The sequence below is a fragment of the Methylococcales bacterium genome, from assembly GCA_030949405.1.
Classification (GTDB): Bacteria; Pseudomonadota; Gammaproteobacteria; order Methylococcales; family Methylomonadaceae; genus WTBX01.
This window is the reverse complement of sequence record JAUZSN010000002.1, coordinates 2,920,477-2,941,121: the sequence shown is the minus strand read 5'-3', so window position 1 is coordinate 2,941,121 and position 20,645 is coordinate 2,920,477. Positions and strand designations below refer to the sequence as shown.

Here is a 20,645-nt window from a genome sequence, read left to right as displayed (position 1 = left end):
GGACTTGATTTGAAAAAATTGAAAAAGGTTTAGGGGTTACGTAGGGTGGCTTAGCCTACCCTACGTAACTGATGTTGAAGCTGAAAATTTTGATAAGTTGTAAAGCGCGAGGATTTTTGTATTACGCAAGTTTGATACAGACTACTTGCTAATTATTATGTAATTCTTCTCGAATTGTTTTTTTTATTAACTCAGATAAAGTTAAACCTTGTGAAAATTGGCGTAAAGCATCATTCATCAGTGTTTGATAATTTCCGCCCATTATTTCTGCACGGGCTTTGAAAATGGCTAGGGTATCATTATCAACTCGCATGGTTATTTTAGATTTTTTGTCGTGTTGCGCTTGTAGTTTTGCCAATGCTGGAATTTTTTCAATAGGTTTTGCCTCTTCAAAATCCATGGCTTGGTAGTTGTCGAATAGTGGATCAGAATTGTTGTTCATAGCGTTTTTTTTGTGATTGGTTTGCTTTCCATGCAGAGATTAGGCGAATGGTTTCAGCGCGTAATGTCCAAACAACGATTAATACTCGTGCTTTTGCCCCCATTCCTAAGCTTATAAAACGCTGTTCATTGATGATGTCTTTATCTTCATGGGTTAAGGTGTATGGGTCGAGTAAAACGGCTTTGGCTTCTTCAAAAGTGACTCCTTCGTGTTTAATCGGATTAACAGTCGCTTTTCTAGGATCAAATTCAATTTTCATACTTTATTCTATGGCTAATTGTATAAACCAGCAAGCTTAAATAATAGAAAACAGAAGAAAGGAAAGATTCATTATTTAGCAGTTTTTGTTTCTGACTCCCAAAATTCTAAACCGTCCCCACCTAATTCTTTTGCTAGGTCTTCCAATGCTTCTAATGCTTGAGCATTGCTTATTTTTTTGCGATTTTATATACTTTTCGCCAAGTGTTTAAAGCGTGCTGATTATTTCCATTTTGTTGATAAATATGAGCTAGATTAAATAAACTAGCACATTCACCTGCCTTATCGCCAATGTCTTGGTGGATTTTCAGCGAGTTTTCTAAATAGCATAACGCGGTGTCGTAGTCGCCTTGAGTATTATAAATTTGCGAGATGTTATTCAGCGTAGTCCCTTCACCCGATTTATCGCCAATGTCTTGGTGGATTTTCAGCGAGTTTTCTAAATAGCGTAACGCGGTGTCGTAGTCGCCTCTCACTTGGTAAATCTGTGAAATATTATTTAAAGTTAAAGTCACCCTTTCATTTTTTTTATCCGCTAACTCTCAGCAAAGGTTTAAGTTTTGTTGGTAACATTCCAATGCCTTATCGTAATCAGCTAATGAATTGTACAATTGACCTAAACGATTAAGTAAGTTACGACGGGTTTTACTATCGTCTGCTTCTAATTTGGCCAACAAGTTTTTAAGGTTAATAATCCAGCGTTGTTTTTCCTCTAACGATAATTCACCCACAAACTTTTCATTTGCTGAGTCCCATGTTTGCAGAGCTAAGGAATGAGAACTAAATAATACCCGAAACTTAAAATATATTTTTACCATGAAGAACATGAAGAAAAATCATTAAAACTTCATGTTCTTCATCAATACTTCGGACAGTTTTAAAAAAGATAGCGGTCTTAATTTTATAAGGCATTGATTTTAAAGTGTTTTATATTTACGAGATGTGTTGGTAAATTCTTTTTAAATCAATGGGTTACAAAAACTGTCCGAACTATTGTCATGATTTATATGTTTTATTGCGTAAACCAATGTGTAGTTTCGGGTATTATTAAAATGGCGTTCCTAAATCATCCGTTACATTTTGGGTTTGAACACCGAGCCAACCTTGCGTTACCTGTCCTTTGTTTTTAAGTTGTTCCACAACCTGCATCACAATATTAATGGGAATCGCAAAGGATAACCCCTGATACCCCCCCTGAATGACTGTATATTTGTGAATTGATTCCGATGACATTGCCTTGTAAATTAAATAACGGGCCGCCTGAATTTCCAGGGTTAATGATGACATCCGATTGAATAAAAGGAATCTTATTATGGGTTGATAATTGCCGATTTTTTCCACTAATGATCCCAGCGGTGACGGATTGCTCCAGTCCATAAGGCGAGCCAATAGCCACAACCCATTCCCCTACGTTTAAGGTATCCGCATGACCAAGCGTCACCACGGGTAAGTGTTCAGCTTGTATTTTTAATAAGGCAATATCGATTTTTTGATCGCCCCCGATTAATGTAGCAATAAATTCACGTTGATTTTTGAGCTTGACAACGATAACAGAGGCTTTATTAATGACGTGATAATTAGTCACAATATGGCCTTGCTGAGAAATAATAAATCCCGACCCAATGGTATTAGCCATTAACGCATTATTTTGTTGCAGGGGCGTTTGAGTCAGGTTGACATTCTGCTGTGTGGTGATATTCACGACACTATTACCTTTGTTTTTTACCATTTCAGTAAAATCAGGTAATGCCTTTGAATCTAAGGGGATTAGAATCAAAAAACAGTAAAAAAACAGGGGTATTTTGGGCATGATGATTCCTATCGTGATCGTTTAAAACGGGTCACGATTACGTCAGTAAATAAATCAATATTAAGTGACTTAACAATAAAGTGGCCGTTACTGATTTCCAAAATAACAACAGATTACGCGCGATGATGGGCAGATTTTTCTCGGCACGTAAAAACTGAGCATTGGGTTTGCTTAGATCATTAATAAAGCCAGAATGAAGCGTTCCTCGCCCCCCCTAAATGATGCTTAAGCGTAGTGTGATAGAGCGTCCCTAAAATATTTTCATCGTAGACTCGCATAATCAATACTGACGACAAACGCGGTCGTTTTTCTCATAATGAGGGTGTATATTTGCGGTAAATTTTTAAGTTTAAACATATTTTTTACTATAGAACCATAACAGTGGTTATAATTCTGTCATTTTATTGATTTACTTATCAACAATGCCCGTTCAATTTAAGACCATTGGAATTATCGGTAAACCCAGTGATTCAAGTATTGCAAAAACTTTAATGACGTTATTTCAGTTTTTAAAACAACAACACTATCAAATTATTGTTGCAAAAAACAGTGCGCCATTTATTGATGATCCCTCTATTGATGCTTATCCCATCGAAACATTAGGGGCCCATTGTGATTTGATGATTGCCGCAGGAGGCGATGGGACTTTTTTATTAGCCGCCCGTTGGAGTGCCGTTTACAATGTTCCGCTCATTGGGATTAATTTAGGCCGTATTGGTTTTTTGGTGGATATATCGCCTAAAAAAATGTGTGACTATTTAACCGAAATACTCTTAGGTAATTACAAAGAAGAACGTCGTTATTTTTTGCAAACTCAAATTGTTCGTGATGCGCATATTATTCATGAAGAAACCGCGTTGAATGAAGTGGTTATCCATCGGTGGATAACCCCAAGTATGATTGAGATTGTCACTCACGTTGACGGTAAATTTCTTAATTCACAACGTTCCGATGGTTTGGTTGTTTCTACGCCAACAGGGTCAACAGCCTACGCACTTTCGGCAGGTGGGCCTATTTTACATCCGAGCTTGAGTGCGTTTGTTTTAGTCCCTTTAAACCCTCACACCTTATCAAATTGCCCTATTGTGGTGAATGATGATTGTAAAATTGAAATTAGTTTTTGTCAGTCAAAACAAATTAATGCTCAAGTAACCTGTGATTATCTTGATATTCCCGAGGTCCGCATGAGTGATAAAATTTTAATCAGTAAATCGTCGATGTCTATTAAAATGTTACACCCTCAAGACTATGATTTTTTTGATATATTACGCAAAAAACTTCACTGGAGCAGTGGTCATCAAATTTAAAAAAATGGAATAATAGTCAGGCTATTTACGATTTTTTCGGTGAATTTTTTCTAACTTGGTTTTAATTCGTTGGCGTTTTAAGGCGGATAAATAATCTACAAATAACGTGCCTTTTAAATGATCCATTTCATGTTGAATGCAGACAGCTAACAAGCCCTCAGCCTCTAATTCATAAGGCTGTCCTTCGCGATCTAGGGCTTTAATTTTAATCCGTTCAGCCCGTTGAACTATTTCAAAAAAATTAGGCACGGATAAACAGCCTTCCTCGGATTCTTCAATACCTTCTTTTTCAATGATTTCAGGGTTAATAAGGCATAAACAGGTATCCTTATTTTCACTAATATCAATAACAATTAACCGTAGATGATGATTGATTTGTGTTGCGGCAAGACCTATTCCTTCCGCTTCATACATGGTTTCAGTCATATCATCGACAAGTTTTTTAATTTTTTTATCTACTTTTTTGATAACCGCTGCTTTTTTGCGTAAACGCTCATCAGGGAACTCAAGAATAGGTAAGATGGCCACCAATTTCTCCATAATTATTTTAATACTAGTATTCTATCTGAATTCATCTAGACTTTACATCCAGATATTATCAAATTGAAGAACAATCGAGTTAAACAATGGCATTTTTAAAAAAATTAACAGGTCTAGCAGGGCTACTTTTAAGTCTTACTGTGATCGCAGGTGAAGACCCTGACCTCAAGACGAAAAAAAATACGAAAAAAAATACGAATGCCTCGACAGGCAACTTGTCCAAGCAATCGTCAAAATCATTAACCCCGCGTAATGTTTATCGACGCGAGTTGAAATTATACCCACGTACTCGTATTGAAGACATTGAGGAGGCATTGAAAAAAATCCCTGCTGACGCGATTATGCAGTTTTTAAGTACCCCGAAGGTTGTCAATGATGATGAAATTAATGCCGCGCCCTATGTGATTGATTTTGCAGGTGAACATCTTATTGGGGGAGCTGGAACGCGAGTTTATGTTCGTTCGATATTAACCCCAACAACGCTGGATTATGCGGTGTATCGTAAAGGCGACGCTTATATTAATCCTGACACGAAAGAGTTATTAGGCTATGAAGCCCTTTATATTGCCAGTGCTACGTTACAACGAGAGGGTGATCCTGCTACGTTAATGATAACGAAATCGACGCAAGAAGTGCGACGAGGGGATCGTTTAATGGAGGCGACTAAGCGGCCATCGGAACTTAATTACTTTCCCGAATACCCTAAAAAAATAATAAAGGGAACGATTATTAGTGTCTTAGACGGGGTCTCCCAAATTGGAAAATATAATATTGTCGTTATTGATAAAGGCACGGTTGATGGTTTAAAAGTAGGGCATGTTTTAGATATTTATCAGCGGGGCCGTCTTATTACTGATACGATTAATCAAGAACGTGATGATTCCGTTGTTCAATTGCCTGACGAATTAGCGGGTGCCTTAATGATTTTTCGTAATTTTAAACGAGTGAGTTACGCCTTGATATTAAGAGCAACGCAGGCTATTCATATTTTGGATAAAATTAAAACGCCTGTTGATGACTCCTTAGACTAATAATTCATTTATGAAACACTGGCTTGCATTATTACGCGTCTCTGGCGTGGGGTGTCGTACGTTTTTAAAAATTCTCGATCATTGTCCGCCTGAGGCTGTTTTTTCAGAATCAACACAAGCCCTTACGGCATTAGGCCTTAATAATAAAGTGATTAAAGGGATTCAAAACCCTGACTGGACGCGTGTTGATAATGATTTAGCGTGGCTATCTCAAGAAAATAATCATCTTCTAACTTTAGACAATCCTTTTTATCCGCAGCAACTCAAAGAAATTTCAGACCCCCCGCCCTTATTATTTTTACGCGGTCAAAAGCAATTACTCTCAACGCCTCAAATTGCTATTGTGGGGAGTCGAAACCCCTCTATTGAGGGCAAGCGAATTGCCTTTGATTTCGCCTATAGTCTTGCTAACCAAGGATTTACCATTAATAGCGGTTTAGCCTTGGGAATTGATGCGTGCAGTCACCAAGGGGCCTTAAAAGCCACAGGTAATACAATCGCGGTGGCAGGGACGGGGCTTGACCGTGTTTATCCTGCCGCGCATAAATCACTGGCAACCGAAATTGTAACGTCAGGGGCGATGATTTCAGAATTTCCACTGGGTACAAATGCGATTGCCAGTAATTTTCCACGACGTAATCGGATTATTAGTGGGTTATGTTTAGGATTATTGGTCGTTGAGGCGGCTAAAAAAAGTGGTTCATTAATTAGTGCGCGGTTAGCTTTAGAGCAAAATCGGGATGTTTTTGCTATTCCAGGTTCAATTAATAACCCCTTAGCGAAAGGCTGTAATAGTTTAATTCGAGAAGGCGCAAAACTAGTCGAAACAACGGATGATATTTTACAAGAGCTAAATCAATACAATCAACAACATAGCATTTCTAAGTCAACAAATAATCAATCAGAACTTGACCTAGCCCAGCAAAATCTATTGAATCTTATTATGTTTAGTCCCACATCGGTGGATATTTTAGTTGAGGAAAGTGGCTATTCTGCTGATGTTATCTCTTCAATGTTGCTGATTTTAGAACTACAAGGGCATATTAGTGCCGCACCGGGTGGGGGATATTTAAAAACACACTAACTTAAACCAATACAAAAATAAATTATGTTTGATGTACTCATTTATATATTTGAGAATTATTTAGAAGATAATGTGGATTTATTTCCCAATAGTCACGCCATTAGAGATGAATTACTCCAAGCAGGCTTTGCGTTGCCGAATGTTAATTTAGCCTTTGCATGGTTAGAATCCTTAAATGAAAATGATAAGCGTGAATGTGAAACACAAGCCTTTAGAATTTTTTCTGAATCTGAAAAAAGACATTTGGACTTAGACTGTCGTAATTTATTAATTTTTCTGGAACACACGGGTATTTTATCACCAGATCATCGAGAAACAGTGATTGATCGAGCCTTGGTTTTAGAAAATGAGGTAATTTACTTAGATGAGCTGAAATGGATTGTATTAATGATACTTCTGACTCAATCTGATGATGAAGTTGCCTATTCGAGAATGGAAGACATCGTTTACGATTTATCCCCTGCCTATTTACATTAAAACTGTAGAGTTTAAAACATAATGAGTAAAAACCTAGTTATTGTAGAATCGCCTGCAAAAGCCAAAACAATTGAAAAATACTTAGGAAAAGATTTTCATGTCTTAGCCTCTTACGGTCATGTTCGTGATCTCGTGCCTAAAGAGGGGGCCGTTGATCCTGAAAATAATTTTGCAATGAAATATCAGTTGATAGAACGTAATCAACGGCATGTTCAAGAAATTATTAAAGCCCTTAAAAAAGCTGATACCCTGTATCTAGCAACCGATCCTGATAGGGAAGGGGAGGCTATTTCATGGCATTTGTTGGAATTATTAAAAGAGAAAAAAATACTTAAAAATAAACCCGTTCATCGGGTTGTTTTTCATGAAATTACTAAAAAAGCCGTGACAGAAGCGATTGCCAATCCTTCTGAATTAGGGATTGATTTAGTCAATGCGCAACAAGCACGGCGCGCATTAGATTATTTAGTGGGGTTTAATTTATCGCCCTTATTATGGAAAAAAATTCGTCGTGGGCTTTCGGCGGGTCGTGTCCAAAGTCCTGCGTTGCGGATGATTGTTGAACGGGCTATTGAAATTGAATCCTTTAAAAACCGCGAATATTGGACCATTGATGCTCATGTTACCGCTGAAAAACAAACGTTTAAAGCTAAACTGACGTATCTGGACCGTAAAAAATTATCGCAGTTTTCAATTACGGCGGCTCCCCAAGCTAATGACGCACAGCAGCACTTAATAGAGGCGGCAGACGGTCAATTAACGGTTGCAAAGATTGAAAAGAAACAACGTAAACGTAACCCATCCCCGCCTTTTACCACATCGACCCTGCAACAAGAAGCGGCGCGTAAATTAGGGTTTACCACGAAACGCACGATGATTGTGGCTCAGCAACTGTATGAAGGGATTGAGGTCGATGGCGAAACAGCAGGGCTTATCACCTATATGCGAACGGATTCGGTTAATCTAGCGGCAGAGGCGATCACTGAAATTCGTGAGTTGATCGCCGACACTTATGGCAGTGAAAATGTGCCTAAAGAGCCTCGACAATTTAAAACAAAATCTAAAAATGCACAAGAGGCGCATGAAGCCGTACGCCCTACGTCGGTAAACCAGCAACCAAGCCAAATTAAATCGTCTCTAAGTCCCGAACAGTATAAGCTTTACACGTTAATTTGGAAGCGAACCATTGCGTGTCAAATGACTCATGCGACTTTAAATTTAATGGCCATTGATTTTCATTGTGGGACAGAAACTAATATTTTTAGGGCGACTGGATCTACGATTGCTAAACCTGGGTTTATGGCGGTCTATTTAGAAGGCTTGGATGATGATAAAGAAGATGATGATAAGGAGTATTTTTTACCGTCGTTTAATCAAGGCGATAAAATTCCTTTAAATGAAATCGTAGCCAATCAACATTTTACGGAGCCACCGCCTCGTTACAGTGAAGCCAGTTTAGTTAAATCATTAGAAGAACATGGCATTGGTCGTCCTTCAACCTATGCGGCAATTATTTCAACACTCCAAAATCGTGAGTATGTGACGTTAGAAACAAAGCGTTTTTACCCAACCGATGTCGGGCGTATTGTTAATAAATTTTTAACCGAGCATTTTACTAAATATGTCGATTATAATTTTACCGCTAATTTAGAAGATGAGTTGGATGCAGTTTCGCGAGGTGAAAAAGATTGGGTGCCTTTAATGACCGATTTTTGGCAGCCTTTTAAAGATTTGGTTAAAGAAAAAGATGAAACGGTACAGCGTAAAGATGTAACGCAAGAAGCCTTAGATGAAAAATGCCCAGAATGCAGTCATCCCTTATCTATTCGCTTAGGTCGAAATGGACGTTTTATTGGGTGTACTAACTACCCAGAGTGTTCTTATACGCGCAATCTTAATGATGATGGTTCCGAATCAAGTCAACCTGAAGTTGTTGAAGGTCGAAAATGTCCGACGTGTGATTCGGATTTGATTATTAAAACAGGACGTTATGGGAAGTTTATTGGCTGTAGTAGTTATCCCGATTGCAAACATATCGAACCTTTAGAAAAGCCTGAAGATACAGGGATTGAATGTCCTGAATGTCATAAGGGAAATATTTTAAAACGCAAAGCCCGTTCTGGGAAAATATTTTATTCGTGTGAAAAATACCCCAAATGTAAATACGCACTTTGGAATCCTCCGCTTAAAGAAGCCTGTCCTGATTGTCAATGGCCTATTCTGACGCTTAAAACTACGAAGCGTCGAGGTGAAGAAAAAGTGTGTCCTCAAAAAGTCTGTAAATATGTAACGCCTTATGAGGGGAATTTGGATGAAATTAAGAAAGATGAAGGGGAATCATAACGTTTTAAACAGAAACCTGTGATATTAAGCTGCGCTATCTAAGTAGCGTAGCTTATTAAAAATCGGCTGTTAAGCGAAAATAATAAAACCCACCATTATAACCGTAGGGTGAGGACGTTAAAAGTTGCCCATTTAAAGCATTGCGACTGGGCTGACTATCCAACAGATTATGTACACCAACAGCGACATTAAAATTAGAATGTACTTGATAGCTTAAATCTATATCGGCTAACCATTGACTCTTTAAACGCTGCGCTTCTTCAGAAAACGCGCCCGCTTTAATCAGTTTAATAACACCATCAAACCCCCTGCTTTTGTAATGCGCCATTAAAATTAAACTTTCATTCGGCTGACCAAATTCTAATCGCTCTCGTTCTTTTTCAGAAAAAGACAGGTTATTTCCAGCCGCATCTAAAATAATACGGGATTGAATAGGCCCATCAACTCTATTTTTATTGTAATGATAACGCGCACTTAGTTTTAAATGACCCTTATTTTTAAAATCTAACTCATAATTAGCTCGTAAATCCACGCCTTGCGTTTCAGTATCAATCGCATTAATAAAACCACGCGCAGCCCATAAACCATAAGGTTCTAAAGCAGGGGTTATTTCAGGTGCATTAACAATACTAATATTATCGGACAAAATAATTCGATCAATAATTTGTGTATAAAAATAATCCACACTGACTGAAAAATTTTCAGTGGGTTTATAAATGAATCCCATCGTGAAGTTTTTCGATGTTTCAGGTTTTAACAGTCTTGCGTCTAATGCATTTGCAAGCGGTGAACCCAATGCTATCGTTGCTACTGAATTAATTTCACCGCCATCTATCAAGGAAGACGTTGAATTAAAAAAGGATTGTTGTAATGAAGGTGCGCGAAATCCAGTACTTACTGAGCCGCGTAACAAAATTGAGTCCACTACTTGATACCCCAAGGAAAACTTCCCATTCAAAGTCGAACCAAAATCACTATAATATTCATAACGTCCCGCTAATCCTACCGAGATGCTATCATAAAACTGTGTGTTTAAATCAATATAAGTGGCAAAATTATGTCGATCTTTTTGTGTCGCATTTTCTTGACTAAATCCTGGAAACCCCTGTACTCCTGCCATCGTAGTTTGCCCTGTATTAGGCCCATCTAAAACAGGTACGCCACCGTCACGATAAGAGTCTTCTTCCCCTGCATTTATTTCAAACATTTCATAACGCCACTCAAAACCTGTCGCTATTTTAATAGGCGAGTCCAGTCCTAAATCAACCGATTTAAACAAATCTAAATTGGTCACATGCTGTCTAACACCCAACCCGCCCGCATCAAATGTTGTAGGACTCTTAATCCCTAATGAAGTATTAAGTGAATTGTTAAGAGTATAATCAATATGATTTCCTCCAACAGTATGACTTAAATCCCAATTTAAATTAAAATTTGTTTCGCCTTTCACTCCAACCGTTGCATTATAATCAAAAATAGTCGGTGAAATTAAAGGTAAAAAACCGTTAGGATAAATACTTCTCACATTTCTATTATCTAAAGGACGTCTAAAAAATGCACTTGATTCACTTTCACGATAATTGGTTGTCCCCTGAAGATAAACGATAATATCATCAGATAAAGGCAATTCTGAATTAAGTGCAAATAAAAAATTCTGAGTATTAGGGTCGCCTCTTCGATCATGGCTACCAACTTAAGACGGGACAAAATAAAGAACTAACTGCGATATTCTTGTATCATAGGTTAATGACTAAAAAAACAGAACAACACAGAAAATACGCGCAGCTAGTCACGCAATTATCGCTGAAATTACAACAACAGGCAAGCAAACTGTTCGTAACTTAGCTTCAATTGTTGGTCGCTCAAAAAGCAGTGTGCATCGTCATCGTCAAGCGCAAACAAAGCGAAATCGACATCCTGAATCATCATTATGGGAAACCGAGGCAGGTAGTTCTTGGCAAAGATTAATGGTGTTTTCCGCCTTGTATGTCTTTGGATTAAAGGCAGGCGTAGGTGCAGAGACTTTATCGCTGTTTTTTAAAATGATACGGATTGACACCCATGTGGGCGTATCACCCGACGCACTGCGGACTCAAATCAATAAAATGGAAGTCTTATTGCCTGCAGTTTCAGCAAGAATGCGAAAAAAGTGTGAAAAAACAAACACGTAAAGTTGTTGCTGGGCTGGATGAGACTTTTTTCGGCAACTTTATGATTTTAGTTTTAATGGACTTACGTTCTGGCTATCTTTTGTTGGAAGATATTAGCGATGATAGGTGCTACGATACTTGGTATAAAAAGGTTTCGCCACGATTAGAATCATTAGGCATTGAGGTTAATCATGCGATTAGTGATCGCGCTAAGGCGTTGATAAAAATGGCAGTGACGGGGTTTAAGTGCGAATCGGGGGCAGATATTTTTCATGCTCAACAAGATATGAGTCGCTGGTTAGGCGCGAAAATCGGCAGGCGTGCAGCAAGGGCTGAAAAACAGCGGCAAGCAGCGCAAACCGCAGAGTCTACTGTTTCTAAAACGGCAACGATGCAGAAAATTATTGGACTTAAAACAACACGGATAACGGCTGAAAAAGAGCTTGAAGAAGCCAAAAAAATACAAACAGATTATCACGAAAACTTACAAGGGATTGCGGATGAAGTTCATCCTTTTTCACTCAATGATAGTCGTAGAAACGATGCGGAACAGGTTGAGAAGTTGCTAGAGTTAAGAGCGCGAGCCTTTGAAAAAATAGCGGAAAAACAAGGGATTAACGATCATAAAGGCGTGATGAAAAAGTTTCGTAATCAAATAAAACCGTTAGCGGTATCCATCAGTTTTTGGTGGCTTTGGGTACGCGAAACCTTGCAAAATTTGGGGCTTGATGCGGATACCGAATATTGGTTGACCACAACATTATTACCCGTTGTTTATTGGCATCAGAAAATGGAACAAACTAAAAGCCGCAGGTCAAAGGAAAACTATCGAAAAGCTTGGGAAACCGCGTCTGATAAGCTCAAATCAGACCCATTTAGTGCAAAGTTATCAATCAGTGAAATGCAGCGATGGCTAACATTGGCGGAGCATATGGCAAGGCAGTTTCAACGCAGTTCATCTGCGGTGGAAGGGCGAAATGGCTGTTTATCGCAAATGTATCGCAATGGGCGAGGTTTGAATAAAAAGCGATTAAACGCGTTGACGGTCATTCATAACTACGGAATCAAACGTGAGGATGGCACAACCGCCGCCATGCGTTTATTTGATACCGAGTTTCCAGACTTGTTTTCATGGCTACTGAATGAAATGGGCGAGTTACCGCTTCCTAGAAATAGTCGAAAGCGTGTGTTTTCTAACCCTTTGAAATTGCTGGATGTCCCGTCTTAAATTGGTAGCCTCGATCATTTTGTGTCGGAGGGTTATTATTCCTAATATCCCCCTCAAAGTATTGTTGACGGGTATCTGAAAGGGTACGGTTTGTTGGATTACGATCGCGTAATTCTGCGGTCAAATCAATAAAACCATCTAAGGGTAAGCCTATTCCATAATGAATATCCGTTTGATACAATTCGCCATCACTTTGATACGTTTGCCCCACAGTCGAACTTATTCGGCGTTCTTCTCCACCAGATTTAAGAATGATATTAAGAATTCCTGCAATAGCATCTGAGCCATATTGAGCCGCTGCTCCATCTCTGAGTACTTCAATACGTGCGATAGAAGCTAAAGGAATTGTATTTAAATCACTTCCCGTTGATCCGCGCCCTATTGTGCCGTTGACATGCAATAAACTGCTATTATGAACACGTTTACCATTGATTAAGACTAAAACTTGGTCAGGAGACATTCCTCTTAAGGTGAAAGGACGAATATGATCACTTCCATCACGAATAAAGGGACGTGGAAAATTAAACCCTGGAATAAAACGTTGTAACACTTTACTCAGTTCGGTATAACCCGAATGTTTAATTTCTTCAGCGGTGATGACATCAACAGGGACTTTAGCTTCCAGTAAATCAACCGCCTTTCCACGACTGCCTATACTGGCTTGAGCATCCATTTCCATGTTTAATAAGTCAGCAAGTGAGGTTTCTTCAAGGGGTGGGGTAGGGGGCTTATCTTGTGCAATAGGTGATGTACTGACTAAATAAGTTAAGGATAAGATAACTTTAATAAAAACTAATTTTTTCATTAAAACAACTCAAAAATCAGCCGCTAAACGGGCATAATAAAATCCACCGTTATAACCGTAAGGCGCGCTTCGTGGAAATTCACCATCTTCACTATTACGTTCTGGGTCGGTATTAAATAAATTATGAACGCCGATGGCCACATTGAAATTAGAATGAATTTGATAGGCTAAATCTATATCGGTCAGCCATTGACTATCAGGACGTTCTTTTTGATCAGAAAAGGCCCCAGCTTTAATTAATTTAACTACGCCATCAAAGTTACCTTGCTTATAATGCGCCATTAAGATTAAGTTATCATTAGGTTGACCGAGTTCTAAACGTTCTTTATCTCGATCACTGAGAAAAATACCCGCCCCTTCTTTGCCTAAAATCGCGGGTGAACGGACATCACCTATAATCTTATTGTTATTATAATGATAACCGACGGTGAATTTTAAGTCGCCGTTCTCTTGTAAATCTAAATGGTAATTTGCACGCAAATCAACCCCTTGCGTTTCCGTATCAATCGCATTGCTAAAAAAACGGGAAGGGATTAACGCTAAAATATCGTTATCTATGGAGGTGCTAGAGGAAATATTACGGGAGAAAATAATTCTATTTTTTATTTTGGTGTAAAAATAATCGGCACTCAATGAAAAATTAACGGTGGGTTGATAAATAAAACCGAGGGTAAAATGTTCTGATTCTTCGGCTTCTAAAGAACTTGCCCCTAATTCTTTCGCGACGGATGAGTTAACCCCTAAAATTTCAGCGCGATTGAGACTGCCATTTAAATTGGTTAATGTTGAGGTATGATTAAAATAAGATTGCTGCAGTGAAGGCGCGCGAAAGCCCGTACTTACGGAGCTTCGTAACAAAAGGTGATCATGAATTTGATAGCCAAGTGAAAACTTCCCATTGAGGCTAGAACCAAAATCACTAAAATATTCATACCGTCCTGAAAGATTGAGTGACCATTTATCGGCTAATTCAATCCCTAAATCTAAATAGGTTGCAAAATTGTGTCTATCTCGGTCGAGTACATTCTCTTCTCTAAAACCACCAAACCCTTGCGCACCTGATGAGGCACTATTACCGGCATTAGGCCCATCTAAAATAGGAACATCCCCTTGAATATAGGAAGAGGCTTCGCCCGCATTAATTGCAAAATTTTCATAACGCCATTCAAAACCACCTGCTAATTTGATGGGTTTTTTTAGCCCTAAATTGATGTTTTTAAATAAATCTAAGGTCGTTGTATGTTGCCTAGAACTGAGTCCGCCCGAATCAAATGTTCGTGGACTCTTTGTTCCTAACGAGGTATTGAGTGAATTTTTAACATAATAATCTAACTGGTTTCCACCGACAGTATGACTTAAGTCCCATTTTAGACCGTTGTCTATTTCACCTTTTATACCCGTTGTTGTGGTGTAGTTCATCATCTCAGGGGCGATAATCGGTAGAAAACCATTAGGATAAATGCCTCTAACATTTCGGTTATCCGCAGGTCGTCTAAAAAAAGCCCCCGCCTCACTTTTACGGTAATCCATAGTGGCATGAAGATAAATGATAATATCATCGGATAAAGGCAATTCAGAATTAAGCGCAAATAAAAAGTCTTGTGTATCGGGGTCGCCAAAGCGGTTATTTTGATGGATAGGGTCGTTATTTCTAACATCGTCGTCAAAGTATTGCTGCCGACCATCAATTAAGGCATGATTGGTTCGACTACGATCTCGAAATTCAGCGGTTGCATTAACAAAACCATCCAAAGGCAATGAAATACCATAGTGAATATCGGTTTGGTAAAGTGCGCCATCACCTGAATAGGTTTGACCCATTGTTGTGGTTAGGCGATGCTCTTCACTGCCTGTTTTAAGGATAATATTAATAATGCCCGCAATCGCATCCGACCCATATTGAGCCGCTGCGCCGCCTCTTAATACTTCGACGCGTTCAATGGAACGTAACGGAATGGTATTTAAATCAACGCCTGTTGATCCACGTCCAATGGTGCCGTTCACATGCAATAAACTACTGCTATGAACACGTTTACCATTGATGAGGACTAAAACTTGGTCGGGTGCCATGCCCCTCAACGTAAACGGGCGAATATGATCGGTGCCATCATCATTGGCGGGGCGTGGAAAATTAAACCCAGGGATAAACCGTTGTAACACTTTGCTTAACTCGGTATAACCTGAATGATTAATTTGTTCTGCGGTGACAACATCAACAGGAACGTTCGTTTTTAACAAATCAACCGAGTTTCCACGATTACCCATGGTTGTTTTAAGATCGGTTTCTATGTTTAAGAGTGCTTCTAACGAGGTATTATCTAGTGACTGTTTTAAATTAGGGGCCGTTTTTTCTTCAGCAGCCGATGCGATTACTAGACTTTGTATAACAAGACTCAGTACAACAACGACTAATTTTCTCATAGAACCGATACCTATTTAATAACGTTAGCAATGGCCAGTAGTTTGGAACTTATTTTTAAACCCTGACTAATAGCCGCCTGATTATTAATTTTAAGGCGCACTCTTTGAGCTTGCATATAAAATTGAATAATTCCCTTTTTTCCTGTAAACCCACGCGTTTCACTAATGGTTAATATAGGCTTGTCTTTAACAAAATTGAGTATTTTAGAGACCGCTTTACGTTTTGAAATACTGATAAATAATAAATGGCAGTTAGGGATATTTTCAATATTATTAAAATAATAAATTTTGACTGGCTTGTCTTTGATTGATTTTTCAGTATAGAGTGATTGTAAAAAACCTTTAAAAGTATCCTCACCCAAAACACATAAATTAAACGTCTTACTTTCAGGTTGGATTGCCATAGAGGGCCAAGTAACATAATTAGATAAACGCCCTAAATACATGGCTTTATGATGTTCTCGGTCGACTGCATAAGTAGGTAATGGAAGGCAAAAAATAGGCAACCACAGAACCCACAAGCAAAACACCTTATAAAGGGTTTTTTGCTTAACTCGTGTCTTCAAGAATAAACTCGTTATCCACCACTTATGCACAATTAATCTCTATAAGTCAATCAAATAATAAATAATAGCGAAAATTTAAGAAACAGTCGGTACTTTAATAGCATAACCTCAGGAATAAAAATTAAATTTAAGCTCTGTTTAAATGACCATCTTAAGGTAGAATAAAAAATAGGTAAGTGCATACTTCACCTTTCAGCGTTGCATAATATAAGACTAGAGGATAAGAGCTGCAAAGCATTGCACTTTTACACTAATGATTCACTATTACACCATCTTAAGTTGATAGCCTCTCTATGCCATAGCCACTTAACCTTTACATCCTATCATACACAACTTTAATAAAAAATTAAATAATCTTTTATCGTTTAAATTTTATCAATGGTATTATTAAGCGCATTCTTAATTTTTTTAATCGCAAGCCTTAAGGTATTATTTTTTGGAAAAAATAAATGATCAAGAAATTTTCTGATATTTCAATTCGCACTAAATTAGTTCTCATTTTAAGTTTAACCGCAATAATAGCCTTATTTATTGCAAGTAGTGTCCTCTTTTATACCAGTATTGAAGCGGTTAAAAGAAATGAAATTGAAAATATAAAACAACTTGCGGAGGTCAGTAGTTTTAATATCACCGCTTCGATTGATTTTGGTGATGAAGAAACGGCTTATAAAGTGTTGTCATCACTGGCGGTTAATCCCAGTATTATGTCCGCGTTAATTTACAATTCAAGTAATGAGGTTTTTGTCAAGTATTTTCATGATAAAATTAACCTTGATCAACAACAACAATTAACAAACGCATCACAAGCACAGCTACTTAACTATAATAAAACTGATCTTCCAGCGGAAGAAACTTTATATTTTTGGAAAAATTTTGATGTCATTGTTCCCATTAAAAATCAAACGGAAATCATTGGGCTATTACACATTACGGCTGATACTTATTACTTTAGAGAAAAAGTTAAAAAACTGGGCTATTCCCTATTAATTGTTATTAGTATTACCTTACTGATTATTTTTATCTTTGCTACGTTTATTCAGCGCATTTTTTCAAACCCTCTTTACGCGCTATTAAATATTATGAAAAAAGTATCGGATAATAGCGATTATAATCTGTCTAAAGAAATGCAACGTAATGATGAATATGGTGCATTATTTACGGGTTTCAGTACGATGATGGAAGAAATAAAAACCATTGAGAAAGAATTAATCATTGAAAAAGATAAGGCGAATCAAGCCAATCAAACAAAAAGTAATTTTTTAGCGAATATGAGTCATGAAATTCGTACCCCTATGAGTGCAATTATTGGTTTAAGTGAACTGGCTTTAAAAACGGATATTGACCCTAAGTTACATGATTTTTTGTCTAAAATAAACAGTTCTGCTTCAGATTTGCTGGGGATTATTAATGATATTTTAGATTTTTCTAAAATTGAAGCAGGCATGTTAGCTATTGAATCGAAAGGGTTTAATTTATCTTCTGAAGTTATTGATAACGCACTTAATTTAAGTAATAATCGTGCTTTAGAAAAAAACATCAACCTATACTGTACTATTAGCCCTAATGTTCCTCAATTTTTAGTGGGTGACTCTCTACGTTTAAGACAGGTATTAATCAATTTAATCAGTAATGCGATAAAATTTACAGAACAAGGGGAAGTTATTGTCACCATTAAAAAAGGCAATAGTACCGGTAAAAGGGTTGAATTGATTTTTAATATTCAAGACTCTGGCATCGGCATTACGCCTGAACAAATAAAAAAATTATTTAAACCCTTTACACAAGCGGATAGCTCAACGACTCGCCACTTTGGGGGTACAGGATTAGGACTGGCTATTTGTAAGCAACTGACTGGATTAATGGGCGGTCATATTTCTGTAGAAAGTGACCTCGGTATTGGAAGCATTTTTACTTTTACCGTAAACTTAGGTTTTCAAGATGAACAATCACCTATTATTGTCAAACCTCAAAAAGAAACAACACTTAAACCTGAAAAAATTAATATTTTAGAAAATAGTTCTATTTTATTAGCTGAAGATAATAAAATTAATCAATTAGTGGCCACTGAGTTTTTAAAAGCGGTCGGTATTAAAATTGATATTGCAAATAACGGGAAAGAGGCGGTAACAAAAGCCCTAGATCCTGAAAACCATTATGATGCTATTTTAATGGATGTACAAATGCCTGAAATGGATGGGATAGAGGCTACAGGACTTATTCGTGAACAACTTAAACATATTCCGATTATCGCAATGACCGCTTATGCGATGGATGAAGAAAAGCAGAAATTTATTGATGCAGGCATGAACACGCATGTTCCTAAACCCATTGATTCAAAACTGCTCTACGAATCGTTAGAACACTGGATTAAAAAGTCTTCTCAAAAACAAGTCTAATTGATGCTTAAATAATGGACTACCCACTTAAGACGGGATACTACGGAGTGAGGCTTAACCTCAACTTGTCTCATCTTAAGTGGGTAGTCAAATAACGCAATTGAGTTATTCTAGCTTCATTTGTTTAAGTTGATACCGTAACACGATCCACGCGCCTAGTACGCCCAGTAATGAGGCGATGGAAACTAAAATAAGGCTTTCTGAGAGCGTTAAAAATAAAACGTTATAATTATTATCATAAAGTTTAGATAGGTTTTCCATCGGAGTTTTTAAGACCCACATAATCACCGTGACCATTAACCAGGCAATCATTCCTGCAAAAAAACCATACCAAAAACCAATATATAAAAAAGGTCGCTGAATAAAGGCGTGGGTCGCGCCGACTAATTTCGCAATTAAAACCTCATCACGGCGATCTTCTAATTCTAAGCGAATCGTATTGCCAGTAATAAATAACACCGCAAAACTGAGTACGCAACTCAATAAAAAAACGCCTTGTTGGGCTAAATCCATAATAGATAATAAGCGTTGTAACCACTGCATATCCATTTGAGAAACATCCACCTCATCTAACCGCCCTAATTCATCCACAAAGCGTTGAAGCTCTTCACTGCTTTCTAAGGTGTTTTTGGGTAAGACTTGAATGACGGTTGGAAGCGGATTAGTTGCTAGTGCATTTAAGGCACTGCCAAATCCACTGTAATCTCGAAATTCTGCTAAAGCGGAATCTTGGGTAATTAAATCGACACTTTTTACATTAATGGAAAGTTTGATTTTATCCGCTAATTTCCGCCCCTCTAAATCACTAATATTACCTTTTAAAAATAATGAAATTTGATTGGACGCTTCTAAATTTCCCGTTAATTGCTTAACATTCCCTAATAAAACATAAAAGCAGCTTGCTAACGCGATACTAATGGCGAGTACCGTAATCGTCATTGTGGAGGTAAACGGCGTTTGAGCTAATCGGCCTAAGCTTGAAAATAAGGTTTGAGCATGGAGTCCTAAATAAGCTTGAAATTTTTCAATAATAGGATCGTCTACTTTTTTAATTTGGGGGGTAATCTCTTCTTCTTTTTCTACTTTAGCAAGTTTTTGTAGATGCTTACTTTGTCGTGTCATCATAACCGTACACTCTCCATTAGTTGTTTATTTTGGAGGGTTAATACCCGATATCCCATCCGTGTAATTAAATTAATATCATGGGTTGCAATTAAAATGGTTACGCCAACTTGTTGAAATTGCTCAAATATACGCATTACTTCGGAGGATAGCTCAGGGTCAAGACTCCCTGTTGGCTCATCGGCTAGAATTAATGAGGGTTTGTTAATAACGGCTCGCGCTATTCCTATACGTTGTTGTTCACCACTTGATAAGGCTAACGGGTATTTTTTTCCTTTTTTTAACAAACCGACCTTATCTAAGGCGGCTCTAACACGCCGACCTATTTCTTGATGCCCATAACCTGAAATCACTAAGGGTAACGCGACATTATCAAAGACGGTTCTATCGGGTAATAATTTGTAATCTTGAAAAATAAGCCCTAATTTTCGACGAACAAAAGGAATATGGTGTTCTTTGGTCTCATTTAAATTACGCCCATCCAAGAAAATTTGTCCACGGGTACACGGTTCCATAATGGCAATAAGTTTTAATAAAGTACTTTTTCCTGCGCCTGAATGGCCTGTTAAAAAGGCCATTTCTCCATGATGTAATTGAAAATTTACATCAAGTAAAACATCCCCTGTATCGGGATAACGTTTGCATACTTTATCAAAAATTAACAT

At 37.8% G+C, this 20,645-nt stretch carries 20 protein-coding genes; 8 read left to right on the top strand and 12 right to left on the bottom strand.

Going from position 1 to position 20,645, the window contains the following annotated elements; all coding sequences use genetic code 11:
* Positions 1-148 precede the first annotated feature (148 nt).
* From Q9M50_15130 to Q9M50_15110, 5 genes are all read right to left on the bottom strand, one after another.
* Positions 149-442: a BrnA antitoxin family protein gene (locus tag Q9M50_15130; protein ID MDQ7091942.1), complete on the bottom strand. Its 294-nt coding sequence runs from the start codon at positions 440-442 to the stop codon at positions 149-151.
* Positions 426-701 carry a BrnT family toxin gene (locus Q9M50_15125; GenBank protein ID MDQ7091941.1) on the bottom strand — a complete coding sequence of 92 codons (276 nt, stop codon included), beginning with the start codon at positions 699-701 and terminating at the stop codon, positions 426-428. Before Q9M50_15125 ends, Q9M50_15130 begins: the two co-directional genes overlap by 17 nt.
* A gap of 169 nt (positions 702-870) precedes the next feature.
* Positions 871-1,215 (bottom strand): tetratricopeptide repeat protein, encoded by a 345-nt coding sequence (locus Q9M50_15120; protein MDQ7091940.1) that lies wholly within the window; start codon positions 1,213-1,215, stop codon positions 871-873.
* Positions 1,216-1,242: 27 nt separating this feature from the next.
* The gene (locus Q9M50_15115; GenBank protein ID MDQ7091939.1) at positions 1,243-1,518 is read right to left on the bottom strand and encodes a tetratricopeptide repeat protein; all 276 of its coding nucleotides are present in this window, start codon (positions 1,516-1,518) and stop codon (positions 1,243-1,245) included.
* 338 nt (positions 1,519-1,856) lie between these two features.
* Entirely contained in the window at positions 1,857-2,510 is a 654-nt protein-coding gene (locus Q9M50_15110; protein MDQ7091938.1) for a trypsin-like peptidase domain-containing protein, read from the bottom strand.
* Positions 2,511-2,932: 422 nt separating this feature from the next.
* On the opposite strand from Q9M50_15110, the gene Q9M50_15105 reads away from it, so the two are divergent.
* On the top strand, positions 2,933-3,817 hold the full coding sequence (locus tag Q9M50_15105; GenBank protein MDQ7091937.1) for an NAD(+) kinase: 885 nt from the start codon (positions 2,933-2,935) through the stop codon (positions 3,815-3,817).
* Between the two features lie 21 nt (positions 3,818-3,838).
* Here Q9M50_15105 and def read toward each other — a convergent pair whose 3' ends face one another.
* Positions 3,839-4,345, bottom strand: coding sequence for a peptide deformylase (def, locus tag Q9M50_15100; protein MDQ7091936.1), 507 nt, complete (start codon positions 4,343-4,345; stop codon positions 3,839-3,841).
* Positions 4,346-4,443: 98 nt separating this feature from the next.
* On the opposite strand from def, the gene Q9M50_15095 reads away from it, so the two are divergent.
* Genes Q9M50_15095 through topA form a run of 4 tightly spaced genes read left to right on the top strand, consistent with a single transcriptional unit; the run spans position 4,444 to position 9,292 of the window.
* Complete coding sequence (locus Q9M50_15095; GenBank protein MDQ7091935.1) at positions 4,444-5,388, top strand: peptidoglycan-binding protein; 945 nt, start codon at positions 4,444-4,446, stop codon at positions 5,386-5,388.
* Between the two features lie 10 nt (positions 5,389-5,398).
* On the top strand, positions 5,399-6,472 hold the full coding sequence (gene dprA, locus Q9M50_15090) for a DNA-processing protein DprA (GenBank protein MDQ7091934.1): 1,074 nt from the start codon (positions 5,399-5,401) through the stop codon (positions 6,470-6,472).
* Between the two features lie 24 nt (positions 6,473-6,496).
* Entirely contained in the window at positions 6,497-6,949 is a 453-nt protein-coding gene (locus Q9M50_15085) for a DUF494 domain-containing protein (protein MDQ7091933.1), read from the top strand.
* A 21-nt stretch (positions 6,950-6,970) separates the two neighbouring features.
* Positions 6,971-9,292: a type I DNA topoisomerase gene (topA, locus tag Q9M50_15080; protein ID MDQ7091932.1), complete on the top strand. Its 2,322-nt coding sequence runs from the start codon at positions 6,971-6,973 to the stop codon at positions 9,290-9,292.
* 55 nt (positions 9,293-9,347) lie between these two features.
* Here topA and Q9M50_15075 read toward each other — a convergent pair whose 3' ends face one another.
* Complete coding sequence (locus tag Q9M50_15075; protein ID MDQ7091931.1) at positions 9,348-10,919, bottom strand: TonB-dependent receptor; 1,572 nt, start codon at positions 10,917-10,919, stop codon at positions 9,348-9,350.
* A 247-nt stretch (positions 10,920-11,166) separates the two neighbouring features.
* On the opposite strand from Q9M50_15075, the gene Q9M50_15070 reads away from it, so the two are divergent.
* Positions 11,167-11,463, top strand: coding sequence for a hypothetical protein (locus tag Q9M50_15070; GenBank protein ID MDQ7091930.1), 297 nt, complete (start codon positions 11,167-11,169; stop codon positions 11,461-11,463).
* Positions 11,444-12,670: a DUF6399 domain-containing protein gene (locus Q9M50_15065; GenBank protein MDQ7091929.1), complete on the top strand. Its 1,227-nt coding sequence runs from the start codon at positions 11,444-11,446 to the stop codon at positions 12,668-12,670. Before Q9M50_15070 ends, Q9M50_15065 begins: the two co-directional genes overlap by 20 nt.
* Here Q9M50_15065 and Q9M50_15060 read toward each other — a convergent pair.
* Genes Q9M50_15060 through Q9M50_15050 form a run of 3 tightly spaced genes read right to left on the bottom strand, consistent with a single transcriptional unit; the run spans position 12,636 to position 16,426 of the window.
* Positions 12,636-13,475 carry a TonB-dependent receptor plug domain-containing protein gene (locus Q9M50_15060; GenBank protein MDQ7091928.1) on the bottom strand — a complete coding sequence of 280 codons (840 nt, stop codon included), beginning with the start codon at positions 13,473-13,475 and terminating at the stop codon, positions 12,636-12,638. The genes Q9M50_15065 and Q9M50_15060 overlap by 35 nt on opposite strands.
* Positions 13,476-13,484: 9 nt before the next feature.
* Positions 13,485-15,896 (bottom strand): TonB-dependent receptor, encoded by a 2,412-nt coding sequence (locus Q9M50_15055; protein MDQ7091927.1) that lies wholly within the window; start codon positions 15,894-15,896, stop codon positions 13,485-13,487.
* 11 nt (positions 15,897-15,907) lie between these two features.
* The gene (locus Q9M50_15050; GenBank protein ID MDQ7091926.1) at positions 15,908-16,426 is read right to left on the bottom strand and encodes a YfiR family protein; all 519 of its coding nucleotides are present in this window, start codon (positions 16,424-16,426) and stop codon (positions 15,908-15,910) included.
* A gap of 485 nt (positions 16,427-16,911) precedes the next feature.
* On the opposite strand from Q9M50_15050, the gene Q9M50_15045 reads away from it, so the two are divergent.
* Complete coding sequence (locus Q9M50_15045; GenBank protein ID MDQ7091925.1) at positions 16,912-18,858, top strand: ATP-binding protein; 1,947 nt, start codon at positions 16,912-16,914, stop codon at positions 18,856-18,858.
* A 105-nt stretch (positions 18,859-18,963) separates the two neighbouring features.
* Here Q9M50_15045 and ftsX read toward each other — a convergent pair whose 3' ends face one another.
* Positions 18,964-19,983, bottom strand: a complete 1,020-nt coding sequence (gene ftsX / locus Q9M50_15040) for a permease-like cell division protein FtsX (protein MDQ7091924.1) — start codon at positions 19,981-19,983, stop codon at positions 18,964-18,966.
* Positions 19,980-20,645, bottom strand: coding sequence for a cell division ATP-binding protein FtsE (ftsE, locus tag Q9M50_15035; GenBank protein ID MDQ7091923.1), 666 nt, complete (start codon positions 20,643-20,645; stop codon positions 19,980-19,982). The genes ftsX and ftsE overlap by 4 nt, the downstream gene beginning before the upstream one ends.

What these genes read in the sequence shown, in the direction of transcription:
- Q9M50_15130 (MDQ7091942.1), bottom strand. Translation starts at nt 442, where the DNA reads ATGAACAACAATTCTGATCCACTATTCGACAACTACCAAGCCATGGAT.
- Q9M50_15125 (MDQ7091941.1), bottom strand. Translation starts at nt 701, where the DNA reads ATGAAAATTGAATTTGATCCTAGAAAAGCGACTGTTAATCCGATTAAA.
- Q9M50_15115 (MDQ7091939.1), bottom strand. Translation starts at nt 1,518, where the DNA reads ATGGTAAAAATATATTTTAAGTTTCGGGTATTATTTAGTTCTCATTCC.
- Q9M50_15110 (MDQ7091938.1), bottom strand. Translation starts at nt 2,510, where the DNA reads ATGCCCAAAATACCCCTGTTTTTTTACTGTTTTTTGATTCTAATCCCC.
- Q9M50_15105 (MDQ7091937.1), top strand. Translation starts at nt 2,933, where the DNA reads ATGCCCGTTCAATTTAAGACCATTGGAATTATCGGTAAACCCAGTGAT.
- Q9M50_15095 (MDQ7091935.1), top strand. Translation starts at nt 4,444, where the DNA reads ATGGCATTTTTAAAAAAATTAACAGGTCTAGCAGGGCTACTTTTAAGT.
- dprA (MDQ7091934.1), top strand. Translation starts at nt 5,399, where the DNA reads ATGAAACACTGGCTTGCATTATTACGCGTCTCTGGCGTGGGGTGTCGT.
- Q9M50_15085 (MDQ7091933.1), top strand. Translation starts at nt 6,497, where the DNA reads ATGTTTGATGTACTCATTTATATATTTGAGAATTATTTAGAAGATAAT.
- topA (MDQ7091932.1), top strand. Translation starts at nt 6,971, where the DNA reads ATGAGTAAAAACCTAGTTATTGTAGAATCGCCTGCAAAAGCCAAAACA.
- Q9M50_15060 (MDQ7091928.1), bottom strand. Translation starts at nt 13,475, where the DNA reads ATGAAAAAATTAGTTTTTATTAAAGTTATCTTATCCTTAACTTATTTA.
- Q9M50_15055 (MDQ7091927.1), bottom strand. Translation starts at nt 15,896, where the DNA reads ATGAGAAAATTAGTCGTTGTTGTACTGAGTCTTGTTATACAAAGTCTA.
- Q9M50_15045 (MDQ7091925.1), top strand. Translation starts at nt 16,912, where the DNA reads ATGATCAAGAAATTTTCTGATATTTCAATTCGCACTAAATTAGTTCTC.
- ftsX (MDQ7091924.1), bottom strand. Translation starts at nt 19,983, where the DNA reads ATGATGACACGACAAAGTAAGCATCTACAAAAACTTGCTAAAGTAGAA.
- ftsE (MDQ7091923.1), bottom strand. Translation starts at nt 20,645, where the DNA reads ATGTTAATTTTTGATAAAGTATGCAAACGTTATCCCGATACAGGGGAT.